Source organism: Deinococcus hopiensis KR-140 (assembly GCF_900176165.1).
Taxonomy (GTDB): domain Bacteria; phylum Deinococcota; class Deinococci; order Deinococcales; family Deinococcaceae; genus Deinococcus; species Deinococcus hopiensis.
Window position 1 is genome coordinate 337335 of sequence record NZ_FWWU01000007.1, and the last position, 16340, is coordinate 353674.

The window sequence follows — 16340 nt, forward strand, 5'->3', positions numbered from 1 at the left end:
CTGGAGGGTCCCCAGGTCATCCTCTTCGAAGGGCTGTCGCCAGCCAGGAGCCCCACCTTATGACTGCCCTGCCAGAGGTCAACTTTCCAATAGATACTCAGAATCGGCTGGCTCCGTTGAGCTTTGAGACGAACGTCCGCCACACCCTCAACCCTTCAGGGCATACCGTTCGCGGTCAGGGTGCCCGTTAGGACGGTTGTCGGCGAGGTGTACACCGCAGCAGTACGGATTACCGTTCGCCCGGTAGCTCCTGCACGCGCCACGCCAGCCGCACTGAAGGATGCGTGAGTCGCCCGTTACAGGAATCATCCCCACCACTGGGTGTGCACAGGCTGCGGGCCCTGGCAGAAGCCCAGCAATCAAGGGAGTGCTGAAGACATACCGAGTGGCGGAGGGGTACGGTCCACAGGACGAGGGAAAGACAGGGGGCGAAAGCTTGGGGTCAAGCAGGGATGCAGAGCCAAAATAAGGGCGCGAGGACGGCGAGGGGGAGGTGGGGAGCCGGGCGTCAGAGACTGAATTTATATATTCCAAAAGGAGGTAGAAGGCTCTCTGGACTGGCCCCGAAATGGGACTTGTCCTCTGCTTCGCAGCCAGGAAGAAAGGAGGTGAATGCAAAAAGGATTGGACGTCTGACGGGAACGTACCCTACGCTCAAGCGACTGTGGAGGCATGGGCGGCAGGCGGCAGGGTGGAGCAGTTCGGTGGCGTCCGTTTCTCCGCGCCAGGGCTTTTGCACCGACGTTAAAGTTGACGTCCGCCGACAGCCAGGGTGCGGTGCAGCACGAGGGCGTCGCCCTGGGCCCCTGGAAGCTCCTCACCCATTCGCTCTCCCTCGCTCGCCTCGTGCTGGGCCAGGCGGAGGAGCTCAAGCGGCTGCGGAAGCGGGTAGGGGCGGTGGAACAGGTGGCGATCAAGCTGCACTTTTACTCTCGCCGCTACTGCGACGGACGCAGCACCTACGCGCCCTCCGAGCACAACATGAACACGCACACCTTGCTGGCCCTGGGGACTGAACTGCACAGGGACCCGATCAGCAAGACGGGCCCGTTTGCCAATGACGGTATGTACGGCCTGACGGACAGGGAGCGCGCCGTGCTCGCCCAAGCCGGGCAGGAAGGCGGTGCGCTGTAAGGTACTCATTTCTGAACGAGGCGGTAGCGCCGTCGCGCGACATGTTCCAAGTCGGGATATTTGCCTGCGTCTCGGCCCTTGGCGTTGACGCACATCACGACCATGACGTGGTACTGGATCGTGGATTCCAAGAACTTGGTTCCTCGATCTACCATGGCCGTCACAACGTCATCTACGCGGAAAGTCTGATCGGGTTGTCGTTGACTGAGTATCCGCGCGACTTCCAGAATTTCGTCCCGACAGCTGACCACAAGTCGATTGTGCAGCGTCGTGGTGGGACGGGCGGTGCTTCGTGCTCGGCAGGCGGCTGAGGCGTACCTCGCGCACATCCCGGACGTCGCTGTGCGTGGGGCCACGCGAGCACGACGCGGTCTATTAGAGCCGGAAAAACCAGCGCAATCGCCTGGACCGGCAATTCCCGCTTCGGCCACACTAAGTTCCCCAGTCATGTCACGCGTCTACACGCCCGCTATACCCGACTTCCAGACCATCACCCCTGTGTTGCCCTACCCGCCGAGCATCTACGCCTACTGGCGCAGCCGCGGGGTTGAGCGAGGCGTTTCACTGCTGCGCGCTGGCCGTCTTGTACCTGAACAGGGCGACGAAACGTGCGCTGACGGATCTCGACATCACTCCTTTTTGAGGTGCTTGCCATGTTGAAAGTTGCTGACCAGATGGATCTTCTGACCCGCGCCGCGCTCGCCCAGGCCGGGCAGGAAGGCGGTGCCTCGTGACGCCCTCGCTGTCACCCCTACATTCAATGCCAAACGGCCAAAAGTTCAATCACGGTAAAAAAAATTGTGTAGAGCGCGAGTGGGACCCCTATGAACGGCGCGACTGGTCGTCCGCGCAGCATTCGGTAAATGAACAGGTTAAATATCAGCAGGCCTACGATGGATGCCATGATGCCGACAAGCCGCAAGGGGAAAGCCACTGTGTCCCATGGGCGTTGGACAATCCACATACCTATCAGGAGGAGGGCCAGACCCACAAAGTTCAGCGCTCTAAATTTGGGCGACATGGTACTGGCGTTCGGCACTTCTTCTTAGCACGTGGCGGCGTCTCTCAGAGGCGCATTTGCGCCTCTTTCTATGGTTGGAGATACGTCGTGACCGCCTCCCTCTCTGACCGTCTGGCCACGTTCATGCGGATGCGGACGGCGTATGCGGAGAAGTTGAGCGAGTACCTTTCCCGGCAACAGAGGGAGGCCGCGTGATGCTCTCCCTCTGGATTCCGGGTGAAGCCCTCTCGCTGAACAACGCCTACTTCAACCGTCGGGGCGGTGGGCGGACCTTGACGCCGGAAGGCCGCGCATTCAAGGCCCACGTCAAGCACCTGGTGCTGCAGGAACGGCCTGCTCTGCCTGCGCGGGGGCGGTTGGCCCTCACGCTTCAGTTCCACGGTCACTGGGAGACGAAGGCGGGCGAACCGCGCCGCCGGGATCTCTCGAACGCTGTGAAGCTGCTGGAAGACGCGCTCTTCGACGCGTTGGGCATGGATGACTGCCGGGTGCGGGCGTTGAGCGTAACGGCCACCCAGTCGGATACGCCGGGCATGTTCGTGCGCCTGGAGACGATATGACCCTCGCCCCTTCACGCCCCCAGGAGGTGGCCGTGTCCAAGTTCAAGACGGAGGACCTCATCGTGGCGGCCCTCCAGACACCTACTCAGAAAGCTGCCCAGCGTCAGGCGGAGGAAGCCCGGGCAGCTACAGCCAAGCAGCGGGCCGGACGTAAGAAGCTCACCCCGCGGCAGACCATTCAGGCGCTCACCAGCGGCCGCACGCAGGCCAGGGAAGCGCGGCAGTATGCCGAACGCTGGTATCAAGCTTTGCGAGGCTGGGACGTGCGGGAGGTGGAAATTCCGTATAGCTTCCACTACGAGCCGTCAGAAGACGGGCCAGAGTTTCTGACACTGGGGAGCAACACGCCCATGCCGACGCGCTACCTCCAGACATCTGCCGGAGAGTTCACAGAGGGCGAGGTGGGCACCTTGATCACCACGATGAGCCGGAGCCCGGTGCCAGAGCAAAAACAGCTCGGCAAGATGCTCGACAAGCCGCGGCACGAGCGGCAGGTATGCATGGCGAGCCTCGTGCGGGAAGGCGGGCGTTGGAAGCGGCATCGTGAGCGGGCTGTGAGCTATGCCATCGCTGTCCTGACGCTGGCAGTTCAACTGCGCGATGAGCCGGCGGAGCACCCCCCTCCACGTGATGCAAGAAGAGCTGCAGAGATTGACTAGTAGTAGTTGTTAATCTGGCGCATTTCTGCTAGCGCTTTTGTAGAGTCCAAGAAGAGTCGAGGCATCCCGGGCGGGTGCCTTTTTCACGGTTACACTAATGACATGAAAGTCACTGGTCTCAATGGATGGATTTTTGTTGGAGAGCACGTCATCAACCCTCGAGCGGTAACACGCTTACAGTTGAGGCGTAATCCCTTCAATAGAAATCCTGGAGAGTCTGTGGATGAATGGTCCTACAGTGTAGAAATTCATCTGGGGGCAGACATAGTTGCGCTTCAGATGAAGAATGAGGACGGCTCAGTTGCAACAGATGCAAAAGTTGCCCACAGCTTCATTGCAGATATTGTTGGGATGGCCACATGGCAACAACTGGAAAAATGATCTTCCTATATTAATAATTCCCTGCTTCGGCGGAGTTTTTCGTTGCCGAAGCGGGCCAAAAGAAGGTTCAGCGCTGTCGTTTCAAGCGACTGAAGGCGAGGAGGGCAGCGTGCACCACTTCTTCCTGAAATGCATTCACCCTGAGGCAAAGCTCCGAGGTGATGTCTTCACCATCGAGGTGCACATGCCAGAAGTGTTCTTTGCTGCCAGCGGGGCAATCCTTGCGCTGGCTGGTGGTCTTTGAAATTTGCAGCTGGTGTTTACCCACCTTCTGATTGAGGACAACCAAGGGCTGGGGCATAGGTCCATTTTAGTCCACACCTGCGCCGCTGTCCTTGAAAAACAGTACAGGGGTTGGAGGTGAATTGCTCTGTCCAAGAAGGCCAGCAAGCGAGCTCGTCGCTGTGCCCTCCAAGAGCAGATCCCAGATGTGCGCCGGGCGTACTTCATGGCACAGGAGCAGCGTGGCCGGGTCAAGACCACGCCGAGAACGCTCGAGGAGCAGGCGCACCAGGCGGTGAGGGAGCCGTTCTACCTGCAGGAGCTGGGGCTAGCGCCGGTGGTGCTTCGAGGCATGAGCTTCGAGCCCAGGTATGAGCCTGGGCCGGTGATTCAGACTTCCTCGTCCTGTTCGTCAAACTCCTTTAATACCCGTTGAAGGTAGTTCACATTTGCTTGCAAGCGTACGTTGAAGTCTTGCAGGAACACCACCATCTCGTCACGCTTCTCAATTGCTTCTTGGCTGATGGCGCGACTGTGCTGAAGAGATTGGAAAGCATCCGAAGCTGTGGGGTCAACCAATTTGATAATCGGATGCTGCTCTAGTTGCTCCATCAAATTCTCAAATTCTCTGGTTAGGCGCTCCTGTTCCCGGAGTAGCTCGGTAAGTGCTGCAATTTTCATTACCGCCAGTTTAGGAGATGAACCGTACCCATGACCGACGCACCGAAACAACCCACGGCCGAGGAACTGGGCGCGGCCCTCGCCGACAAGGACCGGGTGCTGGCCGATGCCTACCTCGCGACCTTCAATAAGCGCAAGGCGGGCATTGCGGCGAAGTACAGCGAGAACAGCAAGAAGTACCTGTTCCGCTTCCGGCGTCCAGACGTCCAGGCCTACATCAAGGCCCGGCTCAGCGAGGAGGTCATGAGCGCGGAGGAAGTCTTGGCCCGCTTGAGCCTGCGCGCAAGCATCGACGGTAGTGACTTCTTTGAGCAGGAGTCCTACGAAGTGCCAGTGTTCGAGTCCCGCTCCATACAGGAGCTGATCGACAATGCCGAGGCCAAAGTCGGGCGTATGAACGCGATTGATCCCGAGTTGCTGAAGTCGGCCATTGAGAGTGAGCAGCGCAGGATCGCCGACTGGGAAGTCCAGCTGGCCATGGATCCGGAGGCCACCTACCAGAAGCAGGTGGGCACCAGAACAGAGACTCGCATCGTGCCGAGCTTGAAAGCGGCCGAGCGCAACGGCGTGCTGCAGTTTGTGGAGGGCACTGAGTACGGCCCCAACGGGCTGAAGTTCAAGTGGGCAGACCCCGTGAAGGCCCTGGAACTGATCGGCAAGCACCACAAGCTGTTCACGGAGCGCACCGAACACAGCGGCAGCCTGGACCTGGGCGTGAAGTACATCGTTGGCCTGTCTGAGGATGACCTGTGACGGCTGCCCAGCTTCCGCCGGGTGCCCGGGTGTACTTCCCGCGTGGCAGCGCGCTCAACGTGCTGCGGTGCAAGGGCGACGAGTTTGTGCTGGATGGCCCGGCAGGAACGGGCAAAAGCCGCGTTTGCCTTGAGAAGCTGAATGCTCTCGCCGAGAAGTACCCCGGTTGCCGCCTCGCCATCGTGCGGAAGTTTAAGGCCGCCCTAACCGAGACGGCCCTGGTGACCTTCGAGCAGCACGTCAAGCCGCGGTGCGACATCACCAACCAGTAGCGGCATGTTCGGCAGTCCTATCAAGTACCCGAACGGCAGCGAGATTGTGGTGGCGGGAATCGATAACCCGGTCAAGCTCATGTCCGCCGAGTTCGACGCCATTTACGTGCAGGAAGCGACTGAACTGACTCTCAACGATACGGAGTTCCTGAGCACGCGCCTCCGCAATGGCGTCATCCCGTACCAGCAACTGTTCGGGGATTGCAACCCTGGGTCGCCTACGCACTGGCTGAAGAAACGCATGGATGCGGGGCTCACCGTGCGCATCCTCTCTCGGCATGAAGACAATCCCAGGCTCTTCACGAGCAAGGGCGAACTGACTGCGTTTGGCGTCTCCTACCTGGCCCGCCTCGACAAGCTCACGGGGCCCCGCAAGGCCCGCTTGCGCTACGGCAAGTGGGCGGCAGCCTGGTCGTGGCGAAACGCGTAGGAGATTGAGCGCACGTCTGGCCTGGAGGTCGGGGAGGACGGGTGGCGGCAATTGATGGCGCTTCCCACGCGCTTTGAGACCAAGCCAGGCGGGGAGTAAGCCTGAATATCTACCTGCGTGAATACTTGACTTAAGTCAAGTATTCACGCAGAATACCCTTATGCCAATGGCTCCTCCTCCTCCTGACCAGCATGAAGAAGTGAGCCGGTTTCTCGGCAGCATGTGGCGCTTCAACCGCGCCTTTGGTCAACAACTCGAACCCCTGCTCGAAGCCAGACACGGTCTGGAAGCCCGCTCGTTTTTCGTCATGAAACGCATAGGGGACGGCGATCAGTACCCCAAAATGCTGGCCGGACACCTTAAGATTCCGCCCACCTTGATCAGCCGTTACCTTGACGGTCTGGTCAAGCGGGGGCTGATTGAGCGGCACATCGACGAGCAGGACTCACGCCGCACCCGCCTCTCACTCACCGGAACAGGCCAACAGTTGTTGCAAGAAGCGCAGGAAACGGTCTACGAACTCGCTGCAGCACGCCTGGGCCGCCTGCCTTCAGGTGTGCTGCAGACCGTAATCAACGCCCTTGACGCCCTCTCCGAGGAAGGACCCACCGCTGTATGACCGCCTCCAACCCTGCTCCTACACCCGAAGACGCCCGTTTCAACTTCACTCAGCAGGAAAAGAGCATCACCCTGGTCGGCCTGATGGTTGTATTTCTGCTTTCAGCGCTCGACCAGACCATTGTCAGCACCGCCATGCCGCGCATCATCGAGCAGCTTCAGGGCCTGGAATACTACTCATGGGTCACCACCGCCTACCTGCTTGCCAGCACGGTCATGGTCCCCATCTACGGTAAGCTCGGCGACCTGTATGGCCGTAAACCGATCCTGATCACAGGCATCTTGCTGTTCCTGTTGGGTTCCATGCTGTGCGGCATGAGCGGTGAGCCCTTTATGCACGGCCTGTTTGGCGGTGGAATGCTGCAACTCATCGTGTTCCGGGCTTTGCAGGGTCTGGGCGGCGCGGCGCTCTTTACCAGCGCTTTCGCCATTCTGGGAGACATGTTTCCACCAGCGGAACGGGCCAAGTTTGGCGGCCTGTTTGGAGCTGTATTCGGTCTGTCCAGCGTTGTCGGCCCTCTGATCGGCGGCTTCCTGACTGACCACGGCAGCGTCACGCTCCTGGGCTACTTTATCGAGGGCTGGCGCTGGGTGTTCTATGTGAATCTGCCTATCGGTATGTTGGCGCTGTTCATGATCATCAGCAAGATGCCCCGCCTGAGCCACAAGGCCAACGGCAAGATCGACTTGCTGGGGGCTGGGTTGGTCATCGCTACGACCATTCCACTGCTGCTGGCCCTGACTTGGGGCGGCACGACATACGCCTGGGACAGCGCCCGCATCATCACGCTATTTGCCATCAGCGCCGTGAGTCTGGCGTTGCTGCTGCTGGCCGAGCGGGGCAACCCCGACGCCATCATTCCGCTGGGGCTGTTCAAGAACCGCACTTTCACCGTTGCCAACCTTGCCAGCTTTGTCATCAACATGGCCTTTATGGGCATCGTGATGTTCCTGCCGCTGTTTATGCAAACCGTACAGGGCATCAGCGCCACCAATTCCGGCCTCTCCATGTTGCCGCTGATGGCAGGCCTGATCTTCTCCAGCATCGTCTCTGGCAACCTGGTCGCGCGGACCGGCAAGTACAAGCCCTTCATCGTGGGCAGCCCGGTCGTGTTGCTGATCGGTGTGTTCTTCCTGACCCGCATCGGAATTGACACCACCCGCGCTGACCTTGCCTGGCGCATGTTTATCGTGGGTCTGGGCCTCGGCCCGGCCATGAGCTTGTTCAACATCGCTATTCAGAACGCCGTGCCGATGCACCAGATGGGCATCGCTACCTCTGGCGCACAGTTCTACCGCCAGATCGGCAGCACCATCGGCGCGGCGCTATTCGGCACCCTGCTGATCAACAATCTCCAGACCGAGCTGCCCAGACACCTGCCCCAGGTGCCCGGCATGGCCAACGCGGCGCAGCACATTAATCTGGGAGAGATGCGTGCCCAGAGCGGCAACAGCGACACGGGCAAGGAGATCAGGGCGGCCTTTGCAAAGCAGTACGCACAGATTGAGCGGGCGTTCAGTGGGGACGCGGCGGCCACCCGGACCCTGCTCCAAAACCCGCAACTGCCCGCCGACCTCAAGGCCACCCTACAGGGTGGTGGAATCCAGGTTGCCGTTCACCAGAGGTTGACGCAGGAAGCAGAGCAGCTCAGTGCCGCTTTGCGTCAGGGAGAAGCCGGACGTCAGGCGCTGCTGAAGAATGCCGCCATCCCGGCCCCCCTGAAGGCACAACTTCAGGCCCTGCCTGTTCAGGCTCTGTCCACTCCCCAGGCGGCACAGATCACTGCTCAGCGCTTTGGCCAAGGCGTCTTGGCCCAGGAAGACGCCGCCGTGAAGGGGGCGACCGCCAGGGCTCTGGCAAAGATCAAGGCTGGGCTGGATGTTCAAGCCGACAAGCTCACGCGGCAGGTCACGATCGGCATGAAGGAAGGCTTTACCGCGAGCGTCGTGAAGATGTTTGGAACAAGTATCTGGATTGTGCTGCTCGGCCTGGTCATCACGCTGTTCCTGCCGGTCGTGCCGCTGCGCAGTCGAGCACCGCAGGGCCGGAACACGGACGAGGGGGCAGGGGTGCCCACGCCGCTACACTGATTTCGTGCACCCCGACCCACAATGACGTTCAGCGTCAATACCGCTGTTCATGACTGTGACCCCATTAACTGGGTCACAGTTTTCAGTTGGAGTTGGGGAAGCTCCACTCACTGGCCGCAGCACTCTGCCAGCGAGCACCACCTCAACGCCTGGCCCCGGCAGGCGGGCACATCCGTCTGCCGCACGGGGCATCCGGAGTGAGGGTTGCTCAGCAGGCCCTGGGGGCAGCCGATCAGCTCGGTCGGATGGTCTTTGGGTTTCCTGAGCAGATGAGTAGACGCGGCTTGATTGGACTGGCACTTTCTTTTCTTCACTCCGTTTCCCGGCAATGCCGCCACACGAGCAGCGTCTCAGTCTGAAGTCCGTACACACTGGAACGTACGGACGTCCGCTCTGATCCCCCGTGTCGAGAGGAGACCCCTGCCCTGTCAGCAAGCGAAAGGCGAAGACAATCTTCAAGTCACCCTTCAAAACAGCAGTCACGGTTCTGCAACCCCACCGCCGCGGCAGTGCGCTCAGAGGCGAGCGTCACGCGGAATTGGCAGTTCTCCACGCGGGCCGCCCGGCGTACCCTCGCGCGCCACCACGAAGCTCTTCGGATGAAATGAACGCTATACTCAACCCGCGCCGAAGCCGAGCGCACCGCTTATCGCCGCGCCAGTACAGAACCTCACTGGACGCCCAGGCACCTTTCGGACCACGCGGACACCCGTCCATTCAGAAGGTGCAGGTCAATTTGCCGTTCGGGCGGCGTTATGCCGTACGTCATGGCGTGCAAGTGTGGGCAGACCTGCCGCACGCCGGATACGCCATTTGGCGGGCCCGGGACGCCCTGCCCAGGGGCGGCACTGTCAGTCTACGGCAGCGCACAGTAAGATCCCCGATGTTCCTACACCCGCAAACTGAAGAGCGGATTTAAGATGACGGAGAAGCTGGGGGCGATTGCATGAAGACATGCTGCAGAACAACAGAAGTCTTACCATGACGTCGCCAAATCCGGGTGAGGGCGCTCACGCCAGGAGCACGGGGGCTGATCTCCTCAAGAGGATCGCCGAGCATGGAGCAGAGCTCAGCCTCCTCCTCAATCGCCATCACCGTATCGTGTACGCCAGCCCTGCCCTTATCCGCATTCTCGGTTACCCCATCGGCGCTTCCGAAGGGCGAGATGTGCACGCCTCTGTCCATCCCCAGGACCGGCCCATCATTGCGCAGAAGCTTCAAGAGCTCCTGCCAAAACACACCCTCGACCTGCCACGCTTTCGTGCTCGGCATGCCAACGGAGAGTGGGTGTGGCTTATCGGCCGGGTGACGCACCTCTTGGACGAGCCGGGTGTTCACGCCCTCCTGGTCCAGCTTCGCCCCTACCAGAGGCGACGAGACGCCTACCGTGACGCGCTCAAGGAGATCACCCGTACGCTTGCCAGCACGGCAGAAGTGGCCGATGTCGTCGCTGCCGTGCTGAATGCAGGTCTGCGAGTCACCCAAGCGGACGCGGGTGGAATATACCTCCTGAGTCCTGATCGTCAATTTCTCGAACTGATTGGACACGCGGGATATTCCACAGAAGCCGCCGACAGATGGGCCAGATTCTTGGTGGGGTTCGGTACACCTGTTTCCGAAGCAGCTCGCAAGAAGGAGCCCGTCTTCCTGAGTGGCACTGATTTTCAAAAGGCTTACCCATACATTCACGCGCACCATTCCAGTGCTTTTGGCAGTACCGCTGTACTTCCCCTTCTGATCGGTGACCGGCTCATTGGAGCCATCTCCCTATCGTTTGATCGTGACCGGCACTTTGAGGAGGATGAGCGTGAGTTTCTCCTGATGGTGGCCGACCTCTGTGCCCCGGCATTAGACCGTGCACTGCTGTACCGGGAAAAAGAACGTCAGCAGTCCTGGGACAAGATCGTCAATCAAAACAGTTCAGACATCGTGACGATCATTGACGCAGAGGCCGTCATTCGGTACGTCAGCGGCAGTGTAGAGAACATTTTGGGCTATCACGCTGATGCCCTCATCGGTCAAAGCGTCTTTGAACTTGTTCATCCTGAAGAGCATCGGCGGAGCCAACTGGCCATCTCCAGGCTGGTCCCAACGGGCGACCCCATGATCGTCGTGGTGCGTTTCCGCCACCAGCAAGGCCACTGGGTCTGGCTGGAGTGCGTCGGGCGAGACCTCCGGAACCAAGAGCACATTCGGGGAATTCTGGTCAACTCAAGAGATGTGACGGCCCGAATTGTGGCAGAACAAGCCCGTGAGGAGTCCATTCGGGCCCTGGCAGAAAGTGAGCGCAACTTCCGCCGGTTGGCCGATAACGCCAGCGACCTTGTTCGTCAATACGCGCCGGACGGACGCGTGGAATATTCCTCCCCCAATGTCCGCGACCTCCTGGGGTACACCAGTGAAGAGGTGCTCAGTCCCGACCCCCTCCACATCGTCTTCGAGGAGGACCGTTGTGCATTACAGCAGGCCTTTCAACGCCGCTTTACTCCCGAGTTCGAGCAGGAGAAGTTCGAGTACCGGCTCAAGCGAAAAGACGGTTCGCTGGTCTGGGTTGAAACCACGTTCAAGACAGTTCGTGATCCCGCGACGGGTGAGGTGGTGGCCTTCAACGGCACCACCCGCGACATAGAACAGCGCAAACAGGCCGAGTTCGAGGTGAAAGCACAGCTGAACCGGTACCGGAAACTCCTTGAGTTTACCGTTTCCCTCGAGCAACGGGTCACGCCCTTGGAATTGGTCGAGGAGGCCCTCTACAAGTGCTTGTCCTTGACGGAATACGACTACGGGTACGCCTTTAGCTTCAACGCTGGAACCATCTCTGTTCTCGTCGCAGCGGGTGAAACCCCCCCTCCTCTCGCTACCCGTCCCCAGGAGCTGGCGCAGCTGCCTTTCACGGACTCTGTTCTAAGCGCTCTGACACGCCGGGAACCGCACTTCATTTCAGAGGACAAAGCGATTCTCAGTCCGCCCGAGCTGCTTCCCCGCCCACATTGGCGGTCTTTGTGTGTCCTGCCTGTGGCGCAGGAAGGAGATCTCAGCGTCGTCTTGGTGTTCGGAACCGATCAAAGCGTCACGACCAGCGAGGAGACCCGCCAACTCCTTTCGAATGTCACAGCCCGCTTGAGCCACGCGCTCGAACGCTCGCACCACATCGAGCAACTCAACACGTCCCGGGAAGAGACGCTCCGCGCACTGGGCCTGGCACTGGAGTACCGGGATTACGAAACCAAGGGTCATACCGACCGTGTGGTTCACTTCACGGAACGGTTGGGTCAAGCAATGGGATTTTCCGGTGATGATCTCGACGCCCTACGGTGGGGGGCTTTCCTGCACGATACGGGGAAAGTCGCCATTCCAGATTCCATTCTGCTGAAACCGGACAAACTCACCCCGGAGGAGTGGGACGTCATCAAGCGCCACCCCAGCATCGGGTATGAGATGCTGCACCACATTCCTTCCCTACCCCCCACCACGTTAGAAGTCGTCCTGCATCACCAGGAACGTTGGAACGGGAGTGGATACCCCAGGGGCCTTGCTGGAACGGAAATTCCACTGGCAGCCCGGATATTTGCCGTCGTAGATGTGTATGACGCGCTCACAAACGAGCGCCCTTACAAGAAGGCCTGGACGCATATAGAGGCTGCTGACCAACTTCGGAAAGAGGCGGGGGCTTTGTTGGACGAACGCGTCGTCCACACATTTCTGCAGCTCTTCTCAGCTGAAGAGACGTTTACCTCTGACGGCACGGATGTGATGCATGATTGACACGGATTCGGATTAAGCATTTGTCAAAAAGAGGTCATTTTTTTGACCGAACAGAACGAGCTTGAATGTGCAGTTGGGAGAATGGATCTGTGAGGGGTACCCTTCCTCACGCGCGGCGCAATTCAGACAAATGCTCTAATTCGTTACACGAGGCCACGTGTGAACGAGGGTGAGGACGCAGAGCCGTTCCCGCTGCTGCTTCAAGTAACGGCACTGCTCACGGCGTACCGCGGTGAGGGCTTGAAGGGTTTTGAAACGTTGATTTTTGCGCGCGGCATTCGTCAATGACCAAAGACGTTCAACGGCTTGCAGTTTTGATCGGGGCCAGTCCGCGCTGGCCCAATGAACCCGCCTGTCGAGGGATGGGTTCGGGAAATCGGTCACTGGCAGGCTTCTGGGCGCTGGGGACCACGTCACCCTCCCTTAACAACTCGCCACAACGCCTCTTACAAATACCTTGCCGTGACCGACCGCTCGCACGCCAGCAGCCCTCTCGGCGGGCCGCTGTACAGCACCTCGCCGCCAGCCCGACCCCCTTCGGGCCCCAGGTCGATCAGCCAGTCGGCCTGCCGAATCACGTCCAACAGGTGTTCAATCAGGATGACGCTGTTGCCGCCGTCCACCAGCCGGTCGATGATGCCCATAAGGAGGCCGATGTCACTGAGGTGCAGGCCCGTGGTGGGCTCGTCCATGACGTAGACGCTGCCCTTCTTGTGCAGTTCGGTCGCCAGCTTGAGCCGCTGTGCCTCGCCGCCCGAGACGGTGCTCAGCGGCTGCCCCAGCGTCAGGTAGCCCAGGCCCACATCGTTCATGGCCTGCAACACCGCGCGAATGGGCTTCTCGGTGAAGAAGGCGAGCGCCGTTTCGGCCGTCATGTTCAGCACGTCGCTGATCGTCTGGCCGCGCAGCGTATGCCCCAGCACCTCGGGCTTGAAGCGCTTGCCCCCACAGACCTCGCACACGGCCGAGACGCCCTCCATAAAGGCCAGGTCGGTATACACCACGCCCAGTCCCGCGCAAGTCGGGCAACTCCCCTCCGAGTTGAAGCTGAACAGCGCTGGGCTCTGGCCGCTGGCCTTGGCAAACCCCTTGCGAATGGGGTCCATGATGCCCGTGTATGTCGCGGGTGCCGAGCGGCTGTTTACGGTCACGCGCGACTGGTCAATGACCACAGCGTTCGGGTAATGGGGCAGAAAAACGTCGTGGATCAGGGTGCTTTTGCCCGAGCCTGCCACGCCCGTCACCACCGTCAGCACGCCCGTCGGAATGTCCACCGACACGTCGTTGAGATTGTGAAGGCGCGCGCCCTTCACGCTCAGCCAGCCGCGTGGTGACCGAAGCTGGGCCTTCAGCGGCAACTGCTGGGTGAGGTACCGTCCTGTTAGGGTGGGAGCGGCCTTCAGGGCCTCGTAACTGCCTTCAAAGACCACCTCGCCGCCACGTATGCCTGGTCCTGGGCCCATATCCACCACGTGGTCGGCCACCCGAATCACGTCCGGGTCGTGTTCCACCACCAGCACGGTGTTTCCCTTATCGCGCAGCGCGCCCAACAGGCCATTCAGGCGGGCCACATCGCGTGGGTGCAGGCCCACGCTGGGCTCATCCAGCGCGTACAGCATGTCGGTCAGGCTGTTGCCCAGGTGACGGACCAGCTTCAGACGCTGACTCTCCCCGCCGGACAGGGTGGTGGTTTCGCGGCTCAGGCTCAAGTAGCCCAGGCCAATCTCGATAAGGTGTGCCACGCGCTCGGCCAGGTGAGAAACCACGCGGGCAGCGGTAGGGTCACCCAGCCCCCGTAAGAAGGCCAACAGGTCGGTGGCTTCCAGGTTGGCGAGCTCAGCAATGTTGCGGCCCTCAATTCGGCAGGCCAGTGCCGCCGCGCTCAGGCGCGCGCCGTGACATACCGGGCAGGTCTGGCCGGTTACAAACTGCTCGAATACCGCGCGGCTACGGTCAGACATGGAGGCGGCGTCCTTTTTCAGGTACATACGCTCGAAGCGCAGGGCCAACCCCTCGTAGGTCATGTGGATTTCACCCAGCGGAACCTTGAGGTCGCGGCCGTAGAGCAGCAGGTGGAGTTCTTCCCGGTTGTAGTCCTGCACCGGCTTGTCATTGTCAAAAAGGCCACTCAGGGCGTACGTCTTCCAGAGCCACTTGCCTGGCTTGAAGTCCGGGTGCAGGACAGCGCCACCGTTCAGCGACCGCGTGCGGTCCAGCAGGCGGTCCAGGTTCAGCCGCACCGTCTTGCCGATGCCCTCGCACTCGGGGCACATTCCCTGCGGCGTGTTGAAGGAAAAAGCGAAGGCTGGCCCTGCAAAGGGCTGTCCGAGGCGTGAGTACAGCAGCCGCAGCGGCGCAGCGATATCGGTGTAGGTGCCTACCGTGGAGCGCGACCCACCGCCCACCCGCTGCTGACTGATGACGACGGGGGCATTCAGGTGCTTCACGCTGTCCACGTCCGGCTGCCCGTAATGCGGCAGGAAACCCTGCACGAAGGCCGTGAACGTCTCGTTCAGCTGCCGCTACGCCTCAGCGGCCACCGTGTCGAATACCAGGGAGGACTTGCCCGAACCCGACACGCCCGTAAACACCGTGATGCGGCGCTTTGGGATGTCTACCGAGATGCTCTTGAGGTTGTGCTCACGTGCGCCGCGCACTTCAATGAAGGTCCTGTCGGCCATGGTTGTTCCTCCTGCCTTCAGCCTCTTTGAGCCAGATGTGAAGACTCCCGGCATCTGACCTTGAGATGGGCTTAACATTTGGCTTTTGGGAGACGCCTCGTCCCAGGCATGAAAGGGGAGGGCGGCGGCAAAGTGGGAGGGCTTCTCGGAGGGTGTTGCCTCCGCAGCAGTGAGATTGGCAGTGGATACCCCAGACACGCCGACTCGCCGAGGGAGGTGGAAACGGGTGTGGTCGTGCGCAATGGTCTCGTCGGCCTCACCCCAACCCGTCTCCGGGCAGTGGCGGCCCTGCACGGAGGCCATGCGGCAGCACTCGCGCCTGGCTGCCCGCGGCAGGTTCAGACGTGTGCCGCGGGTCGCTTCATCCGCTCTGGCGTAGGCGTTGGCCAGCTTTACGGCATGTGTGATGAGGACATGTTGCCATTGCGCCGCCACATGACTGTCAAGCCACCCGCCCAGGACCTCAATCTCGCCCCCCGGAACGGACGAGAAGACAGTCATTCTGACCTCCTTTTGACAGTCTGCTGTCAAGTAAGGCAGTGTACCCAAGTTGACAGTAGGCTGTCAACGCATGTCCCTGACGCCTATTGCCGCTGCTTTTTCTGATCTCGTGTTGCGGATCTTTCGCCTGAACGGCCTGCTGCTGGACGCTGGCGACCGGTTGACTGCACCCAGCGGGCAGACGAGCAGCCGCTGGCAGGTCATGGGCTGCATCGACCACATGCCGCAAACAGTGGCGGCGGTGGCCCGCACCATGGGCCTGACTCGCCAGAGTGTGCAGCGCACGGCTGATCTCCTGGTGGCCGACGGTCTGGCCGCCTACGGGCCGAACCCTGACCACAAGCGCGCCAAGCTGCTGCGCCTGACGCCTGAAGGACAGCGCGTGCTGACAGCCATTGAGCAAGCGCAAGCGGCCTGGGCCAACCGTGTGGCGCACAGCCTGAGGGAAACAGACCTGCAGGCAGCGGTGCAGGTGTTGGCCGCAGTGGAAGGGGCTCTGTAGCTCTTAGCGCATTTGTCAAGAAGGGGACTTCTTTTTGACCGAACTTGAATGCGCATCGGGGAGAATGGG

At 60.6% G+C, this 16340-nt stretch carries 16 protein-coding genes; 11 read left to right on the forward strand and 5 right to left on the reverse strand.

What is annotated here, in order from left to right; all coding sequences use genetic code 11:
- The first annotated feature begins 750 nt into the window (after positions 1-750).
- On the forward strand, positions 751-1134 hold the full coding sequence (locus B9A95_RS10190) for a hypothetical protein (protein WP_084047018.1): 384 nt from the start codon (positions 751-753) through the stop codon (positions 1132-1134).
- Positions 1135-1139: 5 nt separating this feature from the next.
- On the opposite strand, the gene B9A95_RS37050 is transcribed toward B9A95_RS10190, so the two are convergent.
- Complete coding sequence (locus B9A95_RS37050; RefSeq protein ID WP_425429933.1) at positions 1140-1583, reverse strand: DUF7669 domain-containing protein; 444 nt, start codon at positions 1581-1583, stop codon at positions 1140-1142.
- Positions 1584-2349: 766 nt separating this feature from the next.
- On the opposite strand from B9A95_RS37050, the gene B9A95_RS10205 reads away from it, so the two are divergent.
- The 3 genes from B9A95_RS10205 (at position 2350) to B9A95_RS32020 (ending at position 3755) form a co-directional block, all read left to right on the forward strand.
- Entirely contained in the window at positions 2350-2715 is a 366-nt protein-coding gene (locus B9A95_RS10205) for a RusA family crossover junction endodeoxyribonuclease (RefSeq protein WP_084047024.1), read from the forward strand.
- Entirely contained in the window at positions 2712-3374 is a 663-nt protein-coding gene (locus B9A95_RS10210) for a hypothetical protein (RefSeq protein WP_084047026.1), read from the forward strand. Before B9A95_RS10205 ends, B9A95_RS10210 begins: the two co-directional genes overlap by 4 nt.
- 102 nt (positions 3375-3476) lie before the next feature.
- On the forward strand, positions 3477-3755 hold the full coding sequence (locus B9A95_RS32020) for a hypothetical protein (RefSeq protein ID WP_139806659.1): 279 nt from the start codon (positions 3477-3479) through the stop codon (positions 3753-3755).
- Positions 3756-3822: 67 nt separating this feature from the next.
- On the opposite strand, the gene B9A95_RS10215 is transcribed toward B9A95_RS32020, so the two are convergent.
- Both B9A95_RS10215 and B9A95_RS32025 read right to left on the reverse strand, forming a co-directional pair.
- A complete protein-coding gene (locus B9A95_RS10215; RefSeq protein ID WP_084047028.1) occupies positions 3823-4056 on the reverse strand; it encodes a hypothetical protein in 234 nt (77 codons plus the stop codon).
- Positions 4057-4367: 311 nt separating this feature from the next.
- Positions 4368-4658, reverse strand: coding sequence for a hypothetical protein (locus B9A95_RS32025; protein ID WP_139806660.1), 291 nt, complete (start codon positions 4656-4658; stop codon positions 4368-4370).
- A 30-nt stretch (positions 4659-4688) separates the two neighbouring features.
- On the opposite strand from B9A95_RS32025, the gene B9A95_RS10225 reads away from it, so the two are divergent.
- The 6 genes from B9A95_RS10225 to B9A95_RS10245 all read left to right on the forward strand — a co-directional run bounded on the left by B9A95_RS10225 (position 4689) and on the right by B9A95_RS10245 (position 12587).
- Positions 4689-5411 carry a terminase small subunit gene (locus B9A95_RS10225; protein ID WP_084047033.1) on the forward strand — a complete coding sequence of 241 codons (723 nt, stop codon included), beginning with the start codon at positions 4689-4691 and terminating at the stop codon, positions 5409-5411.
- On the forward strand, positions 5408-5683 hold the full coding sequence (locus tag B9A95_RS35310) for a (d)CMP kinase (protein WP_245808239.1): 276 nt from the start codon (positions 5408-5410) through the stop codon (positions 5681-5683). The genes B9A95_RS10225 and B9A95_RS35310 overlap by 4 nt, the downstream gene beginning before the upstream one ends.
- A 4-nt stretch (positions 5684-5687) precedes the next feature.
- Complete coding sequence (locus tag B9A95_RS35315) at positions 5688-6113, forward strand: phage terminase large subunit (RefSeq protein WP_245808240.1); 426 nt, start codon at positions 5688-5690, stop codon at positions 6111-6113.
- Between the two features lie 166 nt (positions 6114-6279).
- A complete protein-coding gene (locus tag B9A95_RS10235) occupies positions 6280-6732 on the forward strand; it encodes a MarR family winged helix-turn-helix transcriptional regulator (protein WP_245808241.1) in 453 nt (150 codons plus the stop codon).
- A complete protein-coding gene (locus tag B9A95_RS10240) occupies positions 6729-8822 on the forward strand; it encodes an MDR family MFS transporter (protein ID WP_084047036.1) in 2094 nt (697 codons plus the stop codon). The genes B9A95_RS10235 and B9A95_RS10240 overlap by 4 nt, the downstream gene beginning before the upstream one ends.
- A 981-nt stretch (positions 8823-9803) precedes the next feature.
- Positions 9804-12587: a PAS domain S-box protein gene (locus B9A95_RS10245; RefSeq protein ID WP_084047162.1), complete on the forward strand. Its 2784-nt coding sequence runs from the start codon at positions 9804-9806 to the stop codon at positions 12585-12587.
- Between the two features lie 446 nt (positions 12588-13033).
- Here the strand turns inward: B9A95_RS10245 and B9A95_RS10250 are convergent, their stop codons facing one another.
- Positions 13034-15079: an ATP-binding cassette domain-containing protein gene (locus tag B9A95_RS10250; protein WP_245808242.1), complete on the reverse strand. Its 2046-nt coding sequence runs from the start codon at positions 15077-15079 to the stop codon at positions 13034-13036.
- A 30-nt stretch (positions 15080-15109) separates the two neighbouring features.
- Complete coding sequence (locus B9A95_RS35320) at positions 15110-15268, reverse strand: hypothetical protein (RefSeq protein WP_245808243.1); 159 nt, start codon at positions 15266-15268, stop codon at positions 15110-15112.
- A gap of 571 nt (positions 15269-15839) precedes the next feature.
- Here B9A95_RS35320 and B9A95_RS10255 point away from each other — a divergent pair.
- On the forward strand, positions 15840-16271 hold the full coding sequence (locus B9A95_RS10255; RefSeq protein WP_084047038.1) for a MarR family winged helix-turn-helix transcriptional regulator: 432 nt from the start codon (positions 15840-15842) through the stop codon (positions 16269-16271).
- Positions 16272-16340 lie beyond the last annotated feature (69 nt).